Origin of the sequence: Photobacterium sp. CCB-ST2H9, from assembly GCF_023151555.2 — a bacterium.
In the GTDB taxonomy this organism is placed as follows: Bacteria; Pseudomonadota; Gammaproteobacteria; order Enterobacterales; family Vibrionaceae; genus Photobacterium.
This window is the reverse complement of the sequence record NZ_CP100426.1, coordinates 561728-583203: the sequence shown is the minus strand read 5'-3', so window position 1 is coordinate 583203 and position 21476 is coordinate 561728. Positions and strand designations below refer to the sequence as shown.

Sequence of the window (21476 nt, the reverse complement as noted above, 5' to 3'; positions counted from 1 at the left end):
ATCATCACAGACATGCACGGGACATGCGTTGAAAGGAGTCAGTATGTTTGAAATTATCGCAAAGACATCGGAATGGGTGCTGCTCACCGTCGGGCTGATCTTGCTCCTGACCAGTATGGTGACTTACGGTCGGCGGACCAAAGACTGGGGTGGGTTAGCCACCATGTTTTTCAAGCGCATCAGCATGACTGCGAAAGAATACAATTTCTACCGTCTGGGTGTCGCCTCGATAGTGCTGGGCATTCTCATTCGTATGGTGAACCTGACCTTGTGGCCCTGACCCTGCCTTGAGCGAAAACTTGCCAGAGGCTGTGATTTATCGCACACTTGCCGCCCAATTGGTATCCGTAACAAAAAGGCGAGCATCATGGCCTCTACCGCAGCAGCATTGCACATTCTGGTGAAACATAAAGAACAAGCTGACGACATTCTCAATCAGCTGAAGAAAGGCGCCAAGTTCCAGACGCTGGCAAAGAAATATTCCACCTGCCCATCCGGTAAACGTGGTGGTGATCTCGGTGAATTCCGCAAAGGCGCCATGGTTCCGGCATTCGATAAAGCTGTTTTTACCGGCAAAGTGCTTGAGCCGATTGGCCCGGTGAAGACGAAGTTTGGGTATCACGTCATCAAGGTGCTGTATCGGACGTAACCTGCTTACGGTCTCTTTTGAAGGAGTTTGTATGTCGCGCTCGAACTCGGTACTTCTCTCAGCATTCCATTAAGCTAAGCGCGTCAGGTACTCTTTTTCAGCAAAAAGAGTACCCAGAAATGCCTTTCTATTCTTTGGTGTTGTCCGGGTCGCTTGTAGGCTTTCCCGACGCCGCCAACCTCAATCGTGTTATTGTTCTGTGGATCAACACCTTGCCTCGCTTATCCTTGCCGTGAATATTGAGCTTGGTTGGCTAAATCAATGCCATAGATAGATTGTGACATAGTGGCCTCCGGTAGTTACGGGATCAGACTTACTAAGTGTGACAAAGCCTAAAGAGGGGAGTCCATGTCATTCGTTATGTCAATTAATGAAGATCGAGAGAGTGGAAGAATTACCGAATGATATTCAAGACCTCATTGCTGAAAGTAAATCTGATGATTTTCGTTTTCTAGTCAGGCTCAAAGATGACTTTCAAAGTGGCGCAAACCAATTTGACGGCAAGGGGAAATTCCTGTGACTGTTAGAATTGATGGGGAATTGGTAGCCATTGGTGGAATGAATAATCAGCATGGATTCGCTAGGTTACTGACCTCCTCCCTCAAAATCGATGCAACCTGAATTAGAAAATTCTGGCAAGTTCAGAGTGCCATAGGAACTGAATTGCCATGAAAAAATTTACCGTTCTTGAAAAAAAAAATCTTGTTCCGTATGAATAATTCTCGCCAGACTTTTTTTACATTTCGATCTCCTGTAGGTGGCTGATTACAAGTTGTAATCCTGATGAGCTATCACATTTTCGACTAAATTCCGCTAATAGTTAGATTTGATAGTACAACAAAGCGCATATAACCTTACCAGCATTTCAACAGTCTTAATTGATCCGTATAAATCTCCGTTCTGCAGCGTGCTCTGATGGATGTGCAGCTACGTCGATGGTGTACTTTTTCTTCGTGCTAAATAAAGCGTGCATTAAATGAAACGCTGTGCTTCGGATAGTGAAAGTACGTTGGCTAGGGTAATCAAAGATATCAACGTATTTCACAGTACGTACCTTACGTACTCAATAACGTAAGGAGACGACCACAAAACTCAAAGGAGTTCGAAATGCGTACAATTAGTCACGAAGAGATGAGTCCTAAAGAGGTTGCTTTAGGTATTGTTGAACGCTTAGAAAAGCTTTGGAACGTTGACTTGAAGTCTATCATTACTAACGAAGCTTTAACCGAAGACGAACGATTGAAAAAGCTGAGAGCGCGTATGGTTGAAGCTGCTCTGTCAAATATCGATCAGTTGCATGACGAAGTTGGCCATCAACTTACTGATAATGAAGACGATGCGCTTTTACAACGTGTTCTCGCAGAGAAAGACATCGAAACTGAGCCCAATATTTGTGTTCTGCGCAGCAACTATGAAATCATTCGCAGATATCAAGGAAAGCAAGTCTACGACTATGTTTTTAACCTGTCCAAACGTATGGAAGCGATGGCCCAGGCCAAGACTCCTGGACAATTAGCGGTTCAAACGGTAGGTAGCACATTATTTTCCGTGGGCACTGCTTGGGCGAAGCTTACATGGAGTGCTTGGAGAGGCGGCCAGACGTTGCTGCAGGCGACTAGGACTGGCATTACCTCGCTTGGTATGAAAACAGCAGTCACGGCTGTTGTACTCGTTTTAGCCGTCATTTTGCTTTATTTGTTCTTGGAAAATCCGAAAAAAATCCTCGGCGTTATGTACAACGATACGGACCAGATGCTTGTAGTACAAGATTGGCAAGAGTCTGAAGGAAACTTGTATATGGAGCATGGAGAAATGAAAAACTTCATGTCTGATTACGCGACTGGAAATTTAGATTCTCCAAAGGTTCAAATGAAAAGCAGATTTCTCAACGATCCATCGAATCCGAACAATCCCGAGGATGTAATTTTTGGTGGGTTGTATTTCTCTGACCGCAAATTTGGTCTTCGAGGCACGGAAGGGCTTATCGTATTTAACTCACCTGATTCTTCATTGATCTTTGCTCATCAATTTGCTGTTCCCTACACGAAGGACAACGGTACATTTATGCAGGTATTAAGGAGCATACCATCTGATTTAAGTGGGTTGTTTAGAGAAATGTATAATCAGCGCGTTACACGCTTTGATAAGAACGAAGGTGGTTTTCGCATGACGTCAACAGTCAATGATCCGCGGGGCGGGGTTGTTGGGCTTATCGCTACTATTAGCCAACGATGACACATGTAGTAACCAAATATGGCGAAGGTTATACCTTCGCCTTTCTATGACCAACTAAATCCATTTTTTTGGACACTTCGCCCAAGTTCTGCCGGTTCTGTACAGCTGGTTGAATCGTTACAAGCTGATTCTGGAAGAGTTGGTGCGTTGGTTGAGTGATGGGAGAACAGCCGCGCTGTTGGTGACAGAAGAACGAATTTATCAAGACATTCAACAGCATAGGTTGACACACAGAAACACCTTTATGTCACTCTTACTTGACCGCTACAATTCATCTTCAAGACCTCCCACTTTATCCATCTTTTTTCTTCCAGAACTTGCTGCACCAAGGACAAAATCAACAAAGGTGCGGTTTTTCAGAGACAGATGTTTTGAACGGTACAGCAGATGTATCGGCTTGGCTTTGGGGACCGCATCTTTGAGAATTTCTACCAACAGGCCGGATTCGATTTCTGGCTCGACCAAAATCTTTGGTTGAAGCAGTACGCCGGTGCCTTGAATTGCTGCGAACTTCAATACGTCGCCATTGTTTGAAGCGAGTCGGGTGCTGCTGTGAGCAAACGTATTGGATGGCAGATCCAGTACCTGCTGGCTTTCACCTTGATGGTATTGAAAACCCAGGCAGCTGTGATGGCTGAGATCATCTAACGAATGAATCCGTCCATGCTTTTCAAGATAAGCAGGGGCGGCACAATAGGTCATCTGGTAGTCGCCTAATGTTCTTGCAACCAGCGAAGAGTCTACCAGTTCACCGATCCGGATAATCACGTCGGCATCGGATCGATATGGATCAATCAGGTTATTGTCGAGCATCAATTCCACATTGATATCAGGATATTGAGCGAGAAAATCGGCTACGATCGGGGCAAGTACCTTTTTTCCATACGTGACCGGACAGTTCACTTTCACTGTACCTCGGGGTCTATTCACCAGTGTATGGATCAGGTTTTCTGCATTGGTAATGTCTTCAATAATGCGATGGCACTCTTGGTAGTAGAGCTTGCCTGCTTCGGTAAGGGACTGTTTTCGGGTGGTGCGATGAATCAGTTGTGTCCCCAGGCTTTGTTCTAAGAAGCTGATATGTTTGCCGATCATGGTTGGGAAAAGATCGAAGTGATGTGCTGCGGTGCGAAAGTTTCCGTGTTCAACAACATACGCGAACACCTTCATGCTGGTCAGTTTGTCCATTGCACACTATAGGTTGATAAAGAATTCACTGCAGGCAAGTTTATCAATCTGATAGGTTTAATTAAAGTTGGCGTTGAACATCAAGAATAAATCACGAAGAGCGTACTCATGAGCCAAACGATTTTTGTCACCGCTGAATTGAGAATGAATGCCGAGAAGCCCAGATCGGCGGTTATTCAAGCAATCGAGCAGTTCTGTCTTGATATGCAGAGTGAAACGGGCTGTTTGCAAGCGATCGCAACGTACGATGACAACATGCCTCAACGTGTGATCCTGTGGGAGTGTTATGAGAATCGTGATGCCATTGAAGCACATTTCAGCATGCCCCATACCCGCGCATTTATTGCATTGGAAATGACCGAGTTGGTTCAGGCTTTTGAAACACAGAAAAACGGAGAGCAGGCATTATGAAGTGGGGGATTTTTGGAACGAGTTTTATCTCTGGCGTGATGGCGGAAGCGATCAAAAGTGACAGCGAAAGTGAATTATATGCAGTGGCCGGTCGCTCCGAGGGCAACTTAGCGGCCTTTGCCAAACAGCATTCAGTAGAGAAGACATTTTCAGATTATGATTTGCTATTGAGTGATGAGCAGGTTGATATTATTTACATTGCTTTGCCGAATCATCTTCATCATGACTTTATCATTAAAGCCGCTCAGCAAGGTAAAGCCGTGTTATGTGAGAAGTCGCTTTCTATTGATATGGAGAAAACTGAACTGGCGCTGCAAGCAGTTCGAGAACATCAGGTGTTTTTCGCAGAAGGACTGATGTACCTGCATCATCCGTTGATTCGTGAGCTGGTTGCGGTACTCGAATCCGGAGAGATTGGTGAACTGCGCTCGATTCACACTTCGTACATCGCATCGATTGCTCAGTTCGTCAATCCTGAGAGCAAAGGGGCGTTGTATAACCTGGGTTGTTACCCGTTATCATTACTGTATCTGGTTGTGAAAACCATGTTGGGCGAACAAGCTTTCGAGAATCGTACCCTCAAGGCAATGAGCAGAAGGGGCGCGGACAATAACATCTGCGAATCGAGTTTACTGATGAGTTTCGGCGAACAAAACACGGCCTACGTCCATACCGCCGAAGATCATGGCTTGAAGCACCAGTTTACGGTTCTCGGCAGTAAAGGCTGTATCACCATGGAATCGAATCCATGGCTTCCGGCTTCAGAGAACCACTTCAGTGTAGAAATCTACGAAACCTCAAAACGTGACATTGCAGTCACCGCGCAAGGCGATGCGTTCTTTTATCAGGTCCGTCAAGTGCGTAAAGCGGTAGAAGCCGGGCAAAAGGAATTGGTGAGCCCCTGTGCAACCTGGCAAGATTCTTACAATATTATGCGGTTATTAACAGAATGGGAAAGTCTCGGTGCGTTTTAACATGATTTAAAAAAGTGCTGAGAAAGTGCATTGCGGTGAACCTGTTGCGAAGGTGCTTTAAAGGACTTAAAGCGTGTCGTATTTCAGTTCCTTGTTTCTCTTAATATGTTTGAAAAGCGGGCAAACATTCAAGTTTGCCCGCTGAACAAATCTAGGGGCTAATTATTCAATGATAAATGAATAGGCTGCACCCACAGTGTCACGGAAGTTGCCTGGGTTGTATTGAACAATATAGCTGCCTGGTTGCAATACAATGTCGTCGACTGGAATATTCAGAACACCGGCAGGTGAGGAACCAACTTTGACGTACTTCAAGTAATTTGCATTGTTCATGATTGGCTGATCACCTTTAAGCAGGTAGATCCAGTCAATTCGAGAGCTTGGAGAAATATTTTCAGGGATTTGATATCTCACGCTAATGACTTGAGTCGTCGCATTTTGAACAAAAACAGACGTAGACTGATAATTCAGTGGATTGGACTGATTCAAAACAGCAGAAGCAACCAGTGAAGTGATGTCGTTTTTGCGCATGAATAAACCAATGGTATAAACGCCATCAAGTAAATTTATACCCGGCTTATTGGTTTCAATCGTTTTATTTGAAAATTGTCCCTGAGATTTACCATATAAATCTGTTTTGCCGATGATGTCACTCATGGATCTTGGAGCACTCAGACCTTCCCAAATACCAAGAAAAGCGCCTAAACCACCCAGGTCACTATTTAATACTGTTTTCTCATCAATCATGACAGTATTTGAAGAGTTCACAACAGCCTTATTAAGGCTACTTGTCCAAAGATTCACTGAGCTGCTGAGGTTCAGAAGGTTTTCTGGCATTGTATGGACTGTGTTTGTCATCATATTTTCCTTTAAATGCAATATGTTAAGTTGATGTTCATGTTGATAAAACATCTGCTTCTACCTTGACCACAGGAAAACGACTGGATATCCAACAGGGTTACATGGAAGTTAGTTCATTGCTGGATGATATCCAAAACTTAATGTGTGAGATTGGTCGTATAAATGGTGGTTAATTAAGGTTGTCTTGTAAAATGAAGAATCTTCATCTTTCTACAGTTGATTTGGTGAGATTTGGTCTTGATATATCTTTAAATCTATCATTTTTAATGATGAAACAAATTTTTCAAGTAATAGCGCTGATCGCTGGATCGAAATAAATTAATTGTTTTGTTAGTTGTGAATTTAAATTTTATTTCTTATGAAATGATTGAAATAGTGTGTTCTGTTCTGTTTGTTGCTGGCTACTTTCATGTCGGTTTTAATCCATCTGACAGGGCTATTTAAAAAGGACAGGTATGCATTTTTAAAGATGAACTGGACATGTGATGGAAACACCTGATTAAAGTCTGATGAATAGAGTGACAAATACTTTCCCTCTATGTGAACGACATCTAAGCGAACATGAACAAAGGCAGGATGATCACCCCGATACGCTGAAGCATTGTCAGGGGGATTCAGGTCGGATTTCAGCTCAGGACAGTTCGTTTAATTCAATATGCTGATGTGCTAACTGGATAAATGCCTGAGTGGCTGCAGATTGATAGGCCCCTTTGCGCTGCAGCAGGACGGCTGTGCGCTGAAAGAGTGAGGGCGTGATAGCGATCGCCTTTAATTCCTCATTATTTTTGGCAATGTTGGCAGGGAGCAGGGTTGAGAGCTGTGTATGGCGGACGATCTCGATCACCGCACTCAGCGAGTTGGCTTCCATCTGCACCCGGGGGTGTACTTTGTGCTGGCTGAAATACCGGTCTATCTGGAGACGGGTTGCAAAGTCACGATTCAGAAGCACAAGTGGCTGATCATTCAACGATTTCAGCTTGATTTCTTGTGCACTGGCTAGCGGGTGATCCTGAGTTGTCACAAATGCCAGGGTTTCCACCAGCAATGGCTGGAAGTCGAGTTCTGCTGATTGCACGGTTTCAAAAGCGATTCCGACATCAAACTGATCTGCAAGCAATTTTTCTTCCATTTGCTCCTGTGGCATTTCATTTACGCTGAGCGTGATGTGTGGGTATCGTTCGTGAAAGGCTTTGATCAACGGCCCGATGAGGTACGTTGAGAAGGTGGGGGTCATGGCAAGCCGCAGAGAACCGCGGGTCAGATCGCCAACGTCATGAATCGCCCGAAGTCCTTCCTCAAGATCCTGTAGTGAACGACGTGCATAACGTGCATACACTTCACCTGCATCTGTCAGTTTTATTTTGCGGCCAGAACGGTCGAACAGCGTTACCCCTAAAGTCTCTTCCAGCTGCTTGATTTGTTGTGATAAAGCCGGTTGGGATACATACATTGATGCAGCAGCCTGGGTGAAGCTGCAGTGTTCCGCAACGGCAAGGAAATATTTAATGTGTCTCAGGAGCATGGCTTTATCATAAGTTTTCATTATGGAGATGATAATAAACCAGTCTTTCCACTTATCTCAATGAGAACTTAGTATTCAGGCATCAACACGACAGAGGTGCTTGCAATGAAAGATATTATTGAAGGCTTTTTAAAGTTCCGGCGTGAAGCGTTCCCTCAGCGCGCAGAACTGTTTAAGAACCTGGCTGAGAAGCAAAATCCGCGAACATTGTTTATTTCCTGTTCTGACAGCCGGTTTGTGCCGGAACTGGTGACTCAGTGTGAGCCCGGTGGACTGTTTGTTATCCGCAATGCGGGGAACATCGTACCGTCTTACGGGAGAGAACCCGGCGGCGTGTCTGCATCGATCGAGTACGCGGTGACTGCTCTTGAAGTCTCGGATGTAGTGATCTGCGGTCATTCAGATTGTGGTGCTATGACTGCGATTGCGACCTGCCAGTGTATGGATCATATGCCGGCAGTCAGCGACTGGCTGCGAAACGCAGATTCAGCGCGAATTGTTCATCAGGCGGCTGAGTACCGTAATGCGCGTGCCAGTACAGAAGCCATGGTTCGGGAAAACGTGCTGGCTCAGCTTGAAAATATCAAAACCCATCCCTCGGTTCGTCTGGCTTTAAGAGAAGGGCGCCTGGCTTTGCACGGCTGGGTCTACGATATCGAATCAGGACAGATTGATGCCCTGAACGGTGCGACCAGCACCTTCGTTCCTTTGAAAGACAATACCGACGTTTGTGCAACCCCTGCATCGCTGTCCATGGCGGTGTAACTGATTCATCTACATGAGGAAAAATAGAATGATCCAATCACAAATTGTGAATACTGCCCGACGTGAACTCACCGATCGCATTATTGAAGCCAAAGCGAAGAAAAATCTCTCTTTTGAGCAAATCGCGGAAGGTACAGGCCTCAGTGATATTTTCGTCACGGCGGCATTGCTCGGACAGCAGCCATTGCCGGCAGAGAGTGCGCAATTGGTTGGTGCCAGACTCGGCCTGGATGAGCAGGCGATAGAACTGCTGCAAGCGATTCCGATGCGAGGTAGTGTCGAAAACAATATGCCGTCGGACCCGACGATCTATCGCTTTTACGAGATGATGCAAGTCTATGGCACCACGCTCAAAGCATTGGTCCACGAGAAGTTTGGTGATGGCATCATCAGTGCAATCAACTTCCGGATGGATATCAAGAAGGTTGAAGACCCGGAAGGCGGCTCACGGGCAGTCATTACGCTTGATGGCAAATTTTTACCATACAAACCTTTCTGATCGGGTTTTCATCGTGAAGTCGGCGCTGTGCGTCGGCTTTTTTCTTTCAAATTTAAGCGTGCTTTTCTATTCATCATGGCTGAACTGAACAAACGTTTTTTCGCGGTCAGAGCTTTCTGGCCAATGCTGGTCATCATTGGGTTAGCGGTCAATTTACGTCCGCCGATCACTGCGATTGGTCCTTTGCTGGATGACATTCGTATGGACACCGGACTTAGTGTACAGGCTGCTTCGATGTTGACGGTTTTACCGATGCTGTGCATGGGACTGTTTCCGTTACTGTTACCTTTTGTAGAACGTCGGCTGAGTGAAAGTGTCTGGATATCGACAGGACTGTTTACCATCGCCACAGCGAGTTTCAGTCGGTTCTGGATGACGGATGGTTTCGGACTGATCGTCACCGCAATGCTGGCGGGAATTGGGATCGCAATAGTACAGACGCTCACTCCCGGGGTGGTCAAACGCTGGTATCCGCAATCAGTGCCGTTGGCGATGGGCGGCTATTCCGCCTCGCTGATGGCTGGTGGGGGCCTTGTGGCCATATTGAGTCCTCAAGTTGCACATTATTCTGAGAACTGGCAAACAGGGTTGGGGGTTTGGATTGTCCCTGCCTTGATTGCAGCACTGTTATGGTGGTTAAAACCCAGGGAAGTCCTGGAGACCCATGATAAAAGTGTTCCGGTCAATTTTTGGGGAAATCGTCGGGCCTGGTTACTTGCCAGTTACTTTGGACTGGCGAATGGCGTCTATGCATCCATGATTACCTGGTTACCGACTTTCGCTCAGTCTCTGGGCTGGAATGCAGAAAACAGTGGCAAACTGATTGGCATCATGACGGTGTTTCAGGTGATTGCTGCAGTGGTGGCACCGGCATTGTCTTCCGGACGACTGGACAGACGACTCTGGTTGTTCTTTGCTGTCGGAATTCAGTTTGCGGGGCTGAGCGGCTTGATGTTGATGCCTGAAGCGATGCTGGTTGTATGGGTGGCAATGATTGGCTGCGGATTGGGCGCTTGTTTTGCACTGACTTTGACGGTCGCGCTTGATCACCTGTCTGCGCCGAGACTTGCTGGCGCACTGACCGCTTTTGTACAGGGGATTGGCTTTATCATCACGGCCATGACACCTTATCTCGTCAGTTTATTGTTTGAATGGACTGGCACCTTTCAGACGTCATGGTTCATGTTGAGCCTGACGCTTGTCATGATGCTTCTCGTTACTTTCCAATTTTCACCTTCGAGTTATGCCAGAGCGATGAATATATCCTGAGGTCGCGTCGTCACATGTATTGTTGCTACATGTATTTTCTGTGGCTCTGAGGGAATGACCTTGGAACCACAGAAGAATCATGCTGTTAAAGCGATGAAGGGGGGAATATTAAGGGTGATTTATTCAGGCGTCTCCCGGATTCTGCCGCTGAATATTCCATCCCATGAAGTTATAAATGTCGTATCTGAGATGACCAATGTATTCATGCAATGCAAAATCGGTCATGACGAAGTTATACCAGTTGGGAATCCATGTTGGTCTGGCGGCCATATAATCAGCTCTCACCGGCGTGACCAGAACACCAAAATGTTTGAAATAAAGTTCACTGCGTCTCATGTGTAAACCTGATGAAACCAGAACGACATGGTCAAAGTGATTCATCCGGATAATCTGGCTGGTAAATTCAGCATTTTTCCAGGTATTCATGCTGTCGGGTTCCACCACAATGTCAGCAGCCGGTACTCCCAGTTTCAAAAGCGCATCCTGATACACCGCTGCTTCAGAGCGGCCGTTTTTCTGGGCATCACCACCACTGATAATCACGTTACAGATTTGCTGGCTTGCTTCACAGCTTTTATATTGACTGGCAGTTTCACTGATCCGGCTGTATGCAAAAAAGGTGGGTTCAATAGACGTCAGAGTTTCGATCTTTTCTGTGCCTGCACCTAATAACACAATCGCATTTTTAGATGCCCAGTGTATCTGCGGTTTTTCCTGATATTTCACCTGTAAATTTTCTAATAAGTACTTAGGGATGATACCTGTACCAATCAATAAAGTGATTGCGGTTAAAAGAAAAGATAAAACAGATGCTGTTTTTTTCCATTTTCTGAAAGACAAGAAAATGGTGAGCAGAAGTAAAACTGAAAGTAATAAAAAGCTCATGATTATCCTTATATATTTTTATTGTTTATCATTGATTGCATTTTTTTAAAATTATTGAATGCGGTATGCTTTCAATATCCCTTGACCGATTTCGGCAATCACTTGATTCCGTTCTGACATTTCCAGCGATGATTGTGTCAGATAAATGCTGATGATAACGGGCTCACGTGTCGGGTTCCAGACAATTGCGGTAATACCGCGAGAGCCATGGCCACCTGCGCCCGAGCGGTCGGCAATGAACCAGCCTTTGGGCAGTACAGAACGGAGCAGCGGATCTGAAACCTGATTGTTTTGCATCCAGCGTTGAAGTTGTGCTGTTGAATGTTCAGACAGTACAGTCCCAAACAAAAGCGTGTTTAAAGCCTTAACCATCGCATTGGGCGTGGTTGTATCACGCAAATCACCGGCTTCAGCCTGATTTAACAGCGGTTCAATTCGATCCAGCTGAGTAGAGTTATCGCCAATTTCACGTAAAAACTTTGTCACGCCCTGAGGGCCGCCGATCTGCTGTAAAACCAGATTAGCCGCTGTGTTATCGCTTGTCAGCATGGTGGCTTCACAGGCTTTTTCGATGGTGATCGTGCTGCCGGCCAGCTTTTCCGTGGCGGGGGACCAGGTGATAAGCTGATCTGCATCGACCGCTACGGATGTGCTCTTATCGAGATGACCCTGTTCAGCATCGTAGAGCATTTTTGCACAGGCCAGGGTTTTGAACGTACTCATCATTGGAAAGCGTTCATTGCCCTTATAGTCCCAGGTTTGTTTATTTTGGGTATCTAAAACAGAGACACCAATTTGACCGGACGTCCGTTGTTCAATTGATGAAATGGTTTCTTCCAGGGTCGAAGAAAAGGTGAGTGGCGCGAAAAGCATTAATCCGATAAAAAGGCATGTATTTTTCATTTGAATGTCTGTCTGTTGAATGTTTTCTCTGTTTTTTACAGAGGTTTTCTGATTTTTGCTGGATTGTAATATAAGCCAGTGACTAAATATAGAATGATGGTTCGTTGTCAATCGTGAATTCGTACTGGTCAGTCCTCATTCTGAAAGTGAATTGGTTTTATTTTTGTTAATAAATAGGGTGAAATTTTGAATTCAATGATGATCAGTCAGTGTTCAAAGAAAAGAAGATTCTCTATCTAAACATTATGTATTCCGGATATCGTCTGAGGTTATTGATGCCGCCTCTTTTTATTGAACGGGTTTTAAAAAACAGTCTATATTTTGGGGGATAACACAAAGAATGGTGACTTCGAGTTTGATTGTTCGGGACATGTTTCCCCAATCTTATTGTTTTTAAAGGACTATTCAGCATCAAATCTAAGGAGAGCTCTGATGAGTAACCCATATGTTCGATTGGATAAAGACAATGCGGCAGTGCTTCTGGTGGACCATCAAACCGGACTCTTATCCCTGGTCAGAGATATAGACCCGGATAAGTTTAAAAACAACGTCCTGGCTTTAGCCGATATGGCGCTTTATTTTAAATTACCCACAATTTTAACAACGAGTTTTGAGCAAGGTCCGAACGGCCCTTTAGTGCCTGAACTGAAAGAAATGTTTCCTGATGCCCCATATATAGCAAGACCAGGGCAGATCAATGCATGGGATAATGACGATTTTGTTGCGGCCGTGAAAGCGACCGGGAAAAAGCAGCTGATTGTGGCGGGTGTGGTGACGGAAGTCTGCGTCGCGTTTCCGGTGCTGTCTGCGATTGAAGCCGGATATGAAGTTTTCGTGATTGCTGATGCTTCCGGCACCTTTAACGCGATGACTCGTGATGCCGCGTGGGATCGGATGTCGGCGGCGGGGGCTCAGATGATGACCTGGTTTGGCGCGGCCTGTGAATTACACCGTGACTGGCGAAACGACATTGAAGGACTGGGAACGCTGTTTTCCAATCATATTCCTGATTACAGGAACTTAATGAACAGTTACTTTACGCTTCAGCAAGGAAAATGACACCGGTAGTGATGATGAGCTGGAAAGCCATCATCACTCTGGAGAATTACTGTTTGGTGCATCCATATTGGGTAAATCCATTGAAACGGTTTCGCATCGGCATATACCGAAGAGCCTTTACAGGGGGAATCCGATTGATCCATTTCCTCTTCTCATTTCAGTCTGACCACCTCAGGACAGTGTGATGCTTGCGCAGATGACAGGGATGCGGTATTGATACGCCTCTGTTTTCAACCTTGTCGTATAAGGATTTCGTATGGCGCTCTCTCTTTGGTTCACCTTTTTTGCTGCTTGTGTTGTGTTTAGTCTGGCGCCTGGGGCTGGGACAGTGGCATCGATCAGTAATTCTCTGAATGCCGGGTTTAAAACTGCAATCAAAGGGATTGTCGGGTTGCAACTGGCGCTGATATCTCATTTGCTGATTGTATCTTTTGGATTGGGAGCTTTGCTGGCGTCCTCTGCGACGGCATATACGGTCATTAAATATGTGGGTGCTGCGTATCTGATCTATATCGGTGTCACGAAAATTCTGATGGCGAAGCGAGAGACGGTCAGTGAAACAGACACTGTGGTCAACACGAAAGCGCTGATCCGCCAGTGTTATATCGTCAATATGATGAATCCGAAGTCGATCATTTTCCTGGCGGCATTTCTGCCTCAGTTTATTGACCCGCAACAGGCAATGGCGATGCAATATCTGGTTTTGGGTGTGACGGTCGTGTTGGTTGATACCTGCGTCATGCTGGGTTACGCCTTCATGGCGAGTGTCGCAAAACCTTATCTGACCAGCCCTGCAACCATGAAATCGCTGAATCGTATTTTTGGTTCTTTATTTGTTTCTATGGGCGTCCTGCTGGCACGTGCAGAACAATAGTGATTGATTTATCAGGAAAAGCTTAGCCTTTTTATCTCTCTTTTCTGACCGATAAACTGGCAAAAGTAACACTCTCTGCAAATACTGGTATCACAGTCGCGCGGAGAATCCTCCGTGGTCGTCATGACAACAGGAGGTTCCCATGGCTCATCTGATTTATTCTTTGAATATGTCTTTAAATGGTTACTGCCATCCCGAGGATCGGGTGGCAGACCAGTCGCGTTATGAGTATGCATTGGAAGTTCTTCTCTCTGCTGACGCGTTTTTACTGGAGCGGGCAACGTATGATTTGCTGACGCCTTATTGGCCGGAAGCAGTCACAAAGTCAGATTTACCCAAGTATATGCAGTACCTGGCTCTGGAGTTACAGTCGATTCCGAAGTATGTCGTTTCTTCTCAGCCGTTAACTTATGCCTGGCACAATACAGAAGTGATCTGTGGTGAGGGCATCGACCAGGTGAGTCAGTTCCTGAATGGGGTGTCCGGGACTGTCGTGTTATTCGACAGTCCAGCTTTAGGTGCAGCTTTAGTGGAAGCCGCTTTGATTAACGAATACCACCTGCTGGTCATGCCTTTTATCGGCACGCAGGAAAAGCGTGCTTTTGAAGGCGTCAAAACCAAACAAAAATTGGCACTACAGGTCGCACAAAAGCTGAGTAAGGATATGGCACTTCTGAAATATACCCCTGAGTATGAATGTTGAATCCTGATCTTGTGATGCGCGTGAAGATCAGGCACTGTTGATCCTTTCATTCAAGATATAAAAATTCAGGGTTGAGCAGTGTCTGGCAAGAATCATTTTACCTTAGCCGGTTGTGGCGCGATTTTTCTCTTCAGCAGTGTTGTTGCGCTGATACGCAGTGTGACCGAACAACTCGGTCCTGTGGGCGGCGCAGCTATGATTTACACGGTCAGTACAGTCATCCTGATATTCACTGTTGGTTTACCAAAGTTGTCCTCGTTCTCATCCCGTTATTTGTTGATTGGCGGAACATTGTTTGTCAGCTATGAAATGTGCCTGGCACTGGCTTTAGGGATGGCAAATGACAGATTACAAGCGGTCGAAATGGGACTCATCAATTACCTTTGGCCTTGTCTGACCGTTTTGTTCGCTGTGCTGTTGTCCCGTCGGCGGGTCAGCTGGCTGCTGTATCCATCACTGATGTTGTCTTTTTTCGGGGTGGCCTGGACAGTGTCCGGCGATAGTGGCTTATCAGTCAGCCAGCTGACGGCGAATGTTCAGAGTAATCCGGTGAGTTATTCGTTGGCGCTCTGCGGGGCCTTTATCTGGGCGATTTACTGCAATATTACCCGCGGGATGTCGAACGGCAAAAATGCAATCACCTGGTTTTTTGCTGCAACTGCGGTGGCATTGTGGGTCAAATATCTGTTCACTCAGGAGCCCGCAATGCAATGGACCTTGCCCGTCATCTGGGATCTGCTGTTGGCAGGCCTAGCGATGGGAGGCGGATATGCATTATGGAACATCGGGATTATTGGCGGAAACATGGTGCTGCTGGCGACGCTGTCTTATTTTGTACCGGTGTTTTCGACTTTTCTGTCGGCCTATTTACTGGGTTTAAAATTGACGGCCACGTTCTGGCAGGGCGTAGTCATGGTCACCCTCGCTTCTTTACTGTGCTGGTGGCTGACCCGGGAAAAGCCTGCCGGGGAACTGCTACAGGAAGAACAAGCCTGAGCTTTATTCTGAAAATCCGCACTGAAGTGCGGATTTTTATATACGCATGAGTGTTCACATTTTCCTTTTTACGCTGATGTTTAATTTGTTCTGGCTTGTTAGAATCCTGCACTGATTGAAATGATAAAAAGGAAATTGAATCAATGGGATACCAGATGGTTGAGCAAGTTGTCGCTCCGGAAGATTTTCTGCGTTTACGCGAAATTTCTGGTTTGTCTCCCCGTTCCTATGAGGCGGCCGTGAAGGGGCTGCCGAACAGTTTGTACGGCATCCATATCCTTTATGAAGGTCAAGCAGTTGCGATGGGCCGTGTGATTGGTGACGGTGCCATCAATTTTGAGATCGTTGATGTTGCAGTCGACCCTGAACATCAGGGCAAAGGACTGGGTCGGCAGATCATGGAATACATCATGGCCTATCTCGACCGGGAAGCATTTCCCCGTTCTTATGTGTCTTTGATGGCAGATGTCCCTGCACTGTATGAAAAATTTGGTTTTCAGCTGTCACGGCCGAAATCTGAAGGCATGTATTGGGTGAAAAAGTAACGGACCGGGAGAATCGACTTTCGATTCTGTGAGCGGTGCCCGGAAGGAGAAGTGTGCATGATTTCCTGCCAGCAATATGATTACATTGAAATTGCCTGTTTGTACAAGTTGCCGGTGAAACTCATCCTGCAAAATGGTGGTGTGGTGATTGGTGAGGCTGCAGACACGCTTCGCAATGCAGCAAGGCAGGAATGTATGTCGATCAAAACAGCCAATGGTTTACACATTGTGATCCTGGATGAGCTGGTCAGTATGGCAGCGACCCGGCCAAATGCTCACTTTGATGTTGTCGTCTTTCAATAAAGTTTTGGTTTTAACTTATTGAAATAAAAGAAGTGTCAGGTTCATGTCGGGCGAATGTCGTCACCTGTCAGGTCGTAAAAACGATACAGTGACAACGAAACAGCAAAAGGAATTTGAAAAATGATTATCAGAAAGCTCAGATTACAGCGAGGTTGGTCTCAGGAACAGTTAGCCCAACTGAGTGGTGTCAGTGTCCGGACTATCCAGCGGATTGAGCGAGGTGGAAATGCCGGTTTAGAAACCCTGAAGTCATTCGCGGCTGTTTTCGAAGTTGATATTAATGAACTGAAACAGGAGCCTGACATGAACAACGACAACGCAGTGACCGAAGAAGAAAAACGTGCATTGTCTTATGTGCGCGATATCAAAGCTTTTTATTCCCACTTAATCACCTACTGCCTGGTGATTGGTGTTTTATTTGTCATTAATTTTGTCACAAACCCTGACTATATCTGGGCCTGGTGGCCGGCAATGGGCTGGGGGATTGGGGTGGCGATTCAGGCAGCGAATACTTTCGAGGTATTTAGTTTCTTCAGCACAGACTGGGAAAAGAAACAGGTCGAAAAACGCTTGGGACGTAAGTTGTAATCCTATGGTGTGCATTCGCCTGAGTGAAAAGGCCGGTATCTGTTGCCGGCCTTTTTTATTGCTGTTGGAAAATGGCTGAGGTGGTGACAATTTGTTCTCGCGCAGCCATAGTTAACTGAAGAAGACAAAAAGTCAGAGGTGTTGCATATGGCGGGCAAGTTCGGTGAGCAGGAAGCAAAAGTAAAACTGGAAAATTCGTCCAGGAAAGTCACCGATAAAGACATTGAGCGAGTACTGGAGAAAGAGCAGGACATCGAAGCGAAAGTGCAGAAAAATGGTTCGCTGCGCCAGTACTTTAATGTGGTGAAGTCGATGTATCGGCTGGTCAAGGCATACTGGCGAGGGGAGTATCGGGAAATCCCATGGTTCACCATTGCTGCTATCGTTACGGCTTTGCTGTACGTCTTTAATCCGCTGGATGTGCTGCCGGATGTTATTCCTTTTCTGGGCTTCACCGATGATGCACTGATTCTGGCTGTCTGTCTCAAACTGGTACAGCAGGATTTGGATGATTTTGAAGCCTGGCAGGCAAAGCAAGAGCATCATGTCAGAACTGACGGACAAAAAATGTAATTTCGGTTCTCTCCGGTTGACGACAGCAGGTGATGAGCCACCTCTGGCTTATCACATCATTCGTTCTTCCACTGCGGAAAACGCAATCATCGCTCAGTCTCACTTGATCGTTTAAGGATTTTTCGCGGATATGAAAAGGTACGGGCTTTTTCTCTCTTGTCGTGATGAGCCTGACTTTCAATTTATGAGATACCTCTGCAATCATTTCATAAAGACCTGCACACGTTGTACAAAATAAAAACTTGTACAACCAGGTGTGTTTGACTACCATTCTTGTACAAGAAATATTTTTGTACAGGTGCGAGATGACTCGGTTTGAGACGGCTGACAGTGAAAGAAGGATTCCGGTTGGAATCAGTGCTTGTGTGCTGGGTGAACAGGTTCGCTTTGATGGCGGCCACAAACGAAACCGTTTTGTCACTGATGAGCTGGCAAAATATGTCCGTTTTCGTCCGGTCTGTCCTGAAATGGCGATTGGTTTGCCTGTCCCGCGTCCCACTGTTCGTTTGGTGCTGACAGAAAACGAACCCCGTCTGGTTGACAGTAAGCATGGGCAGCAGGATTACACCCGTCAGATGCAGGCATTTGCTGAAAAGCACGCTTCAGGGCTCAACGAACTGTGTGGCTTTGTTGTTTGTGCAAAATCTCCGACCTGCGGGATGGAACGGGTGAAGTTGTACATCCCGAATGGCAATACGGTTCCGGGAGGAACTGTCGGTGTCTTTACTCAAAAACTGATGACCGCAATGCCCTGGCTGCCGGTGGAAGAAGACGGAAGGCTGCAGGATCCTGTGCTCCGGGAAAACTTCGTGTTCCGCATTTATGCGCTGCATGATTTCTATCAAAGTGTGGCACAACGGCTTTCGCTGGATGCATTCATTAAATTCCATTCACGCTATAAATTCGTTTTGATGGCACATTGCCCGGCGGCCTACAAAGCCATGGGGCAGCTGGTGGCAGGCATCAAAAACTGGGATCTGGATGAATTCTTTACCGAATATCGTCAGCAGTTAATGGATGCACTGCGTCAACGCGCCAACCGTCGCAACAATACCAATGTGCTGATGCATCTCCAGGGCTATTTCAAACGCAGTCTGACCAGCCGTCAAAAGCAGGAGCTTCATGACCTGATTCAGAGCTATCGACTGGGTCATCAGCCAATTCTTGTCCCTTTGGCACTGATTAAACATTACCTGAAAGAATATCCGGATCCGTATCTGCAATTGCAGACCTTTCTCAATCCGTATCCGGAGGAGTTGAAATTACGTTATGGCCTCTGAAATTCAATTGTTTGCAATACGGGAAGTTTCTGAACTAACGGGAGTGAATCCGGTCACCTTGCGTGCATGGCAGCGACGCTATGGTTTGATCAAGCCACAGCGCACTGAAAAAGGTCACCGGTTATACACCCGGGAAGATATTGAAAGAATACAGCTGATTCTGTCCTGGCTGGAGAAAGGTGTTGCGATCAGTAAAGTGCGTCCCTTACTGGAAGGGGGCATGGAAGCGCCGCTCAGTCAGAGTGAGCAGAATGAATGGGTTGAACCTGTGTTGACGGCGCTGTCGGAATGTCGCCGGGGGAAACTGGAGCAGCTGTTAACTCAGCTGATGAAAGAGTACCCGCTGCCTATGTTTATTGAAAACGTGGTTGAGCCTGTCGATAAGCAGGTCAAGGATCCGGCAAATCCACTCAGTGCGATACAGAAAGCGTTGTGGCAGTCGGCGCTGATCGAACGGTGCGCCGGTCTGATTTCCAAAAATCGCAAACGCAACGGTAAAAAAGCCCTGCTTTTAAGTTTTGAGCCTGCGCAGGATGGTATGACGCACACGATCTGGTTGGCTGCCCTGGCGATGAGTAGTGAAGGTGACAGCGTCACAATTCTGGAGAACTTACCGTTCAACGGAAAGTTGCATGGGCTGGAGGCCGCGGTTGCTCAGCAGCAATTCGAAAAAGTGGTTGTCATGGGTGAAAGTAAATTGCCTCAGGCGATTTTGAAACAACTGTCTCGATTGCATGATGAATTCCATTGTCCCGTTCAGCTGAACGGCAGTATCGCTGTGATTCATGCAGGCTGGCAGAAACCACCGACAGGAGTTCAGAACGATGGCGAGCAGTAAGACACAGACCAGTCTGATGTGGTTCCGGGCCGATTTGAGAACCGTGGATAACACCGCATTGATTCAGGCCTGTCGGCAGAACAAACCGGTGCTTGCGGTGTTTTATGCAACGCCTGAACAATGGGCAAGGCATGATACCGCGCCGATTCAGATCGATTTCATTCGTCGTCGTTTAACCGAACTGCAATCCCAGCTGGCCGATTGCAATATCCCTCTGCGGGTCGAAACCGTTGCTGATTTTGCAGCGATCCCGGAATCCATTACCGCTCTGGCGAATGCATGGCAGGTAACCCATGTGTTCTGTAATAAACAGTACGAGTGGAATGAAAAACAGCGCGATCTGGCTGTGGGGCGGGCTTTAAAAAGCGCCGGGATCAAATTCAGTGTGTTTGAAGATACCTGTGTCATTCCGGCCGGGCAGGTGCTCAACCGGCAGGGCGACCCTTTTAAAGTTTATACCCCTTTTCGGAGGACCTGGATTGAACAGTTTCTCCTCAGCCCGGCATGGGCCCAGCCTGTTCCAGAGGCTGTTGCGCATCCAGACAATATGAGTGCGTTCGGCACTGATCTGGATGAAAGTCTCAGCCGTGATTGTCTGGCTTACCCGGAAGCAGACAGCAGCCAGTGGCCGGTTGATGAATCCTCAGTCCGGCAGCGTCTGATGCGCTTTTGCATTGAAAAAATTCAGGATTACGGCGAGCAGCGGGATATTCCGGCTGTCGATGGTACCAGCGGTTTGTCGCCGTATCTGGCTGTTGGCGCCATTTCAGCGCGTCAGTGTGTCACTGCTGTATTGCATGAGTATCCGAATACGCTGGAGAAACAGGAAGAAGGGCCCTTTATCTGGCTCAATGAAATTATCTGGCGGGAGTTTTACCGGCATCTGATTGAGGCTTATCCGCAAGTCAGCCGGGAGCAGCCATTTGTTAACTGGACAAGAAAAGTCCGGTGGCATGCGAATCAAACTGCTCTGGAACAATGGCAGCACGGGCAGACCGGATTTCCGATAGTGGATGCCGCGATGCGACAGCTGAAAGCAACCGGGTGGATGCATAACCGGCTGCGGATGATTACGGCCAGCTTTCTGACCAAGGATTTGCTGATTCACTGGCGGGAAGGCGAGAAATGGTTCATGTCGCATCTGATCGATGGCGATCTGGCATCCAACAATGGCGGCTGGCAATGGGCGGCCTCGACCGGGACTGATGCTCAGCCTTACTTCCGGGTCTTTAATCCGACCGCACAGGGCAAAAAGTTTGACCCGGGCGGTGCGTTTATCCGGACCTGGGTGAAAGAGCTGGCCCATGTCCCGGATAAATATATTCATAACCCTTATGACTGGCCTGATGTGAAAAACCTTGATTATCCGCCACCGATGGTGGATCACAAATCGGCAAGACTGCATGCGATTGAAGTATTTAAACAGGCAAAAGCTGCAGCAGAAGCGAACTGAAGCCAGCGAAGGATTTCGCAATCACTGAAGGGAGCAAACCCATGAGCGATCTGAACAGCACCCATGTTGTCCGGGGAGAGGATGTCCCGGAAACGGAAACCGT

At 46.8% G+C, this 21476-nt stretch carries 25 protein-coding genes; 20 read left to right on the top strand and 5 right to left on the bottom strand.

Translation table 11 applies throughout. The features are described 5' to 3' along the window. Window positions 1-43: 43 nt before the first annotated feature. The 4 genes from L4174_RS19240 to L4174_RS19230 all read left to right on the top strand — a co-directional run bounded on the left by L4174_RS19240 (window position 44) and on the right by L4174_RS19230 (window position 2884). Window positions 44-280, top strand: coding sequence for a hypothetical protein (locus tag L4174_RS19240; RefSeq protein ID WP_248142258.1), 237 nt, complete (start codon window positions 44-46; stop codon window positions 278-280). An 87-nt stretch (window positions 281-367) separates the two neighbouring features. After that, window positions 368-649, top strand: a complete 282-nt coding sequence (gene ppiC, locus L4174_RS19235; protein WP_248142260.1) for a peptidylprolyl isomerase PpiC — start codon at window positions 368-370, stop codon at window positions 647-649. A gap of 385 nt (window positions 650-1034) precedes the next feature. Next, window positions 1035-1169 (top strand): hypothetical protein, encoded by a 135-nt coding sequence (locus tag L4174_RS24060; protein WP_256549388.1) that lies wholly within the window; start codon window positions 1035-1037, stop codon window positions 1167-1169. Between the two features lie 587 nt (window positions 1170-1756). Further along, window positions 1757-2884 carry a hypothetical protein gene (locus L4174_RS19230; protein ID WP_248142261.1) on the top strand — a complete coding sequence of 376 codons (1128 nt, stop codon included), beginning with the start codon at window positions 1757-1759 and terminating at the stop codon, window positions 2882-2884. Window positions 2885-3148: 264 nt separating this feature from the next. Here L4174_RS19230 and L4174_RS19225 read toward each other — a convergent pair whose 3' ends face one another. Beyond that, window positions 3149-4072, bottom strand: a complete 924-nt coding sequence (locus L4174_RS19225) for a LysR family transcriptional regulator (protein WP_248142262.1) — start codon at window positions 4070-4072, stop codon at window positions 3149-3151. A gap of 108 nt (window positions 4073-4180) precedes the next feature. On the opposite strand from L4174_RS19225, the gene L4174_RS19220 reads away from it, so the two are divergent. Both L4174_RS19220 and L4174_RS19215 read left to right on the top strand, forming a co-directional pair. Next, the gene (locus L4174_RS19220) at window positions 4181-4483 is read left to right on the top strand and encodes a putative quinol monooxygenase (RefSeq protein ID WP_248142267.1); all 303 of its coding nucleotides are present in this window, start codon (window positions 4181-4183) and stop codon (window positions 4481-4483) included. Continuing rightward, a complete protein-coding gene (locus L4174_RS19215) occupies window positions 4480-5457 on the top strand; it encodes a Gfo/Idh/MocA family protein (protein WP_248142269.1) in 978 nt (325 codons plus the stop codon). The genes L4174_RS19220 and L4174_RS19215 overlap by 4 nt, the downstream gene beginning before the upstream one ends. Before the next feature lie 162 nt (window positions 5458-5619). Here L4174_RS19215 and L4174_RS19210 read toward each other — a convergent pair whose 3' ends face one another. Both L4174_RS19210 and cynR read right to left on the bottom strand, forming a co-directional pair. Then, complete coding sequence (locus L4174_RS19210) at window positions 5620-6369, bottom strand: hypothetical protein (protein ID WP_248142270.1); 750 nt, start codon at window positions 6367-6369, stop codon at window positions 5620-5622. Window positions 6370-6949: 580 nt separating this feature from the next. Next, a complete protein-coding gene (cynR, locus tag L4174_RS19205; RefSeq protein ID WP_248142271.1) occupies window positions 6950-7840 on the bottom strand; it encodes a transcriptional regulator CynR in 891 nt (296 codons plus the stop codon). A gap of 105 nt (window positions 7841-7945) precedes the next feature. On the opposite strand from cynR, the gene L4174_RS19200 reads away from it, so the two are divergent. The 3 genes from L4174_RS19200 to L4174_RS19190 all read left to right on the top strand — a co-directional run bounded on the left by L4174_RS19200 (window position 7946) and on the right by L4174_RS19190 (window position 10373). After that, entirely contained in the window at window positions 7946-8605 is a 660-nt protein-coding gene (locus L4174_RS19200) for a carbonic anhydrase (RefSeq protein WP_248142272.1), read from the top strand. A 28-nt stretch (window positions 8606-8633) separates the two neighbouring features. Beyond that, window positions 8634-9104 carry a cyanase gene (gene cynS / locus L4174_RS19195; RefSeq protein ID WP_248142273.1) on the top strand — a complete coding sequence of 157 codons (471 nt, stop codon included), beginning with the start codon at window positions 8634-8636 and terminating at the stop codon, window positions 9102-9104. 75 nt (window positions 9105-9179) lie between these two features. Continuing rightward, window positions 9180-10373 (top strand): CynX/NimT family MFS transporter, encoded by a 1194-nt coding sequence (locus L4174_RS19190; RefSeq protein ID WP_248142274.1) that lies wholly within the window; start codon window positions 9180-9182, stop codon window positions 10371-10373. A gap of 123 nt (window positions 10374-10496) precedes the next feature. Here L4174_RS19190 and L4174_RS19185 read toward each other — a convergent pair whose 3' ends face one another. Then, window positions 10497-11258, bottom strand: coding sequence for a YdcF family protein (locus L4174_RS19185; RefSeq protein WP_248142275.1), 762 nt, complete (start codon window positions 11256-11258; stop codon window positions 10497-10499). 51 nt (window positions 11259-11309) lie between these two features. Beyond that, a complete protein-coding gene (gene bla, locus L4174_RS19180; RefSeq protein WP_248142276.1) occupies window positions 11310-12161 on the bottom strand; it encodes a class A beta-lactamase in 852 nt (283 codons plus the stop codon). A 432-nt stretch (window positions 12162-12593) separates the two neighbouring features. Between bla and ycaC the strand changes: the two genes are divergently transcribed. From ycaC to phrB, 11 genes are all read left to right on the top strand, one after another. Next, window positions 12594-13220 (top strand): isochorismate family cysteine hydrolase YcaC, encoded by a 627-nt coding sequence (ycaC, locus tag L4174_RS19175; protein ID WP_248142277.1) that lies wholly within the window; start codon window positions 12594-12596, stop codon window positions 13218-13220. 256 nt (window positions 13221-13476) lie between these two features. Continuing rightward, window positions 13477-14094 carry a homoserine/homoserine lactone efflux protein gene (gene rhtB, locus L4174_RS19170; RefSeq protein WP_248142278.1) on the top strand — a complete coding sequence of 206 codons (618 nt, stop codon included), beginning with the start codon at window positions 13477-13479 and terminating at the stop codon, window positions 14092-14094. 142 nt (window positions 14095-14236) lie between these two features. After that, window positions 14237-14797, top strand: coding sequence for a dihydrofolate reductase family protein (locus L4174_RS19165; RefSeq protein WP_248142279.1), 561 nt, complete (start codon window positions 14237-14239; stop codon window positions 14795-14797). A gap of 78 nt (window positions 14798-14875) precedes the next feature. Further along, window positions 14876-15793 (top strand): aromatic amino acid DMT transporter YddG, encoded by a 918-nt coding sequence (gene yddG, locus L4174_RS19160; protein ID WP_248142280.1) that lies wholly within the window; start codon window positions 14876-14878, stop codon window positions 15791-15793. A gap of 143 nt (window positions 15794-15936) precedes the next feature. Beyond that, window positions 15937-16338, top strand: a complete 402-nt coding sequence (locus L4174_RS19155) for a GNAT family N-acetyltransferase (protein ID WP_248142281.1) — start codon at window positions 15937-15939, stop codon at window positions 16336-16338. Between the two features lie 57 nt (window positions 16339-16395). Then, window positions 16396-16641 (top strand): Rho-binding antiterminator, encoded by a 246-nt coding sequence (locus L4174_RS19150; RefSeq protein WP_248142282.1) that lies wholly within the window; start codon window positions 16396-16398, stop codon window positions 16639-16641. Between the two features lie 120 nt (window positions 16642-16761). Continuing rightward, window positions 16762-17229 (top strand): 2TM domain-containing protein, encoded by a 468-nt coding sequence (locus L4174_RS19145; RefSeq protein ID WP_248142283.1) that lies wholly within the window; start codon window positions 16762-16764, stop codon window positions 17227-17229. Between the two features lie 147 nt (window positions 17230-17376). Then, window positions 17377-17802, top strand: coding sequence for a YkvA family protein (locus tag L4174_RS19140; RefSeq protein ID WP_248142284.1), 426 nt, complete (start codon window positions 17377-17379; stop codon window positions 17800-17802). 305 nt (window positions 17803-18107) lie between these two features. Beyond that, a complete protein-coding gene (locus tag L4174_RS19135) occupies window positions 18108-19082 on the top strand; it encodes a 2-thiouracil desulfurase family protein (RefSeq protein WP_248142285.1) in 975 nt (324 codons plus the stop codon). Continuing rightward, a complete protein-coding gene (locus tag L4174_RS19130; RefSeq protein ID WP_248142286.1) occupies window positions 19072-19920 on the top strand; it encodes a MerR family transcriptional regulator in 849 nt (282 codons plus the stop codon). The genes L4174_RS19135 and L4174_RS19130 overlap by 11 nt, the downstream gene beginning before the upstream one ends. Then, the gene (gene phrB / locus L4174_RS19125) at window positions 19907-21373 is read left to right on the top strand and encodes a deoxyribodipyrimidine photo-lyase (protein WP_248142287.1); all 1467 of its coding nucleotides are present in this window, start codon (window positions 19907-19909) and stop codon (window positions 21371-21373) included. Before L4174_RS19130 ends, phrB begins: the two co-directional genes overlap by 14 nt. Window positions 21374-21476: the final 103 nt, after the last annotated feature.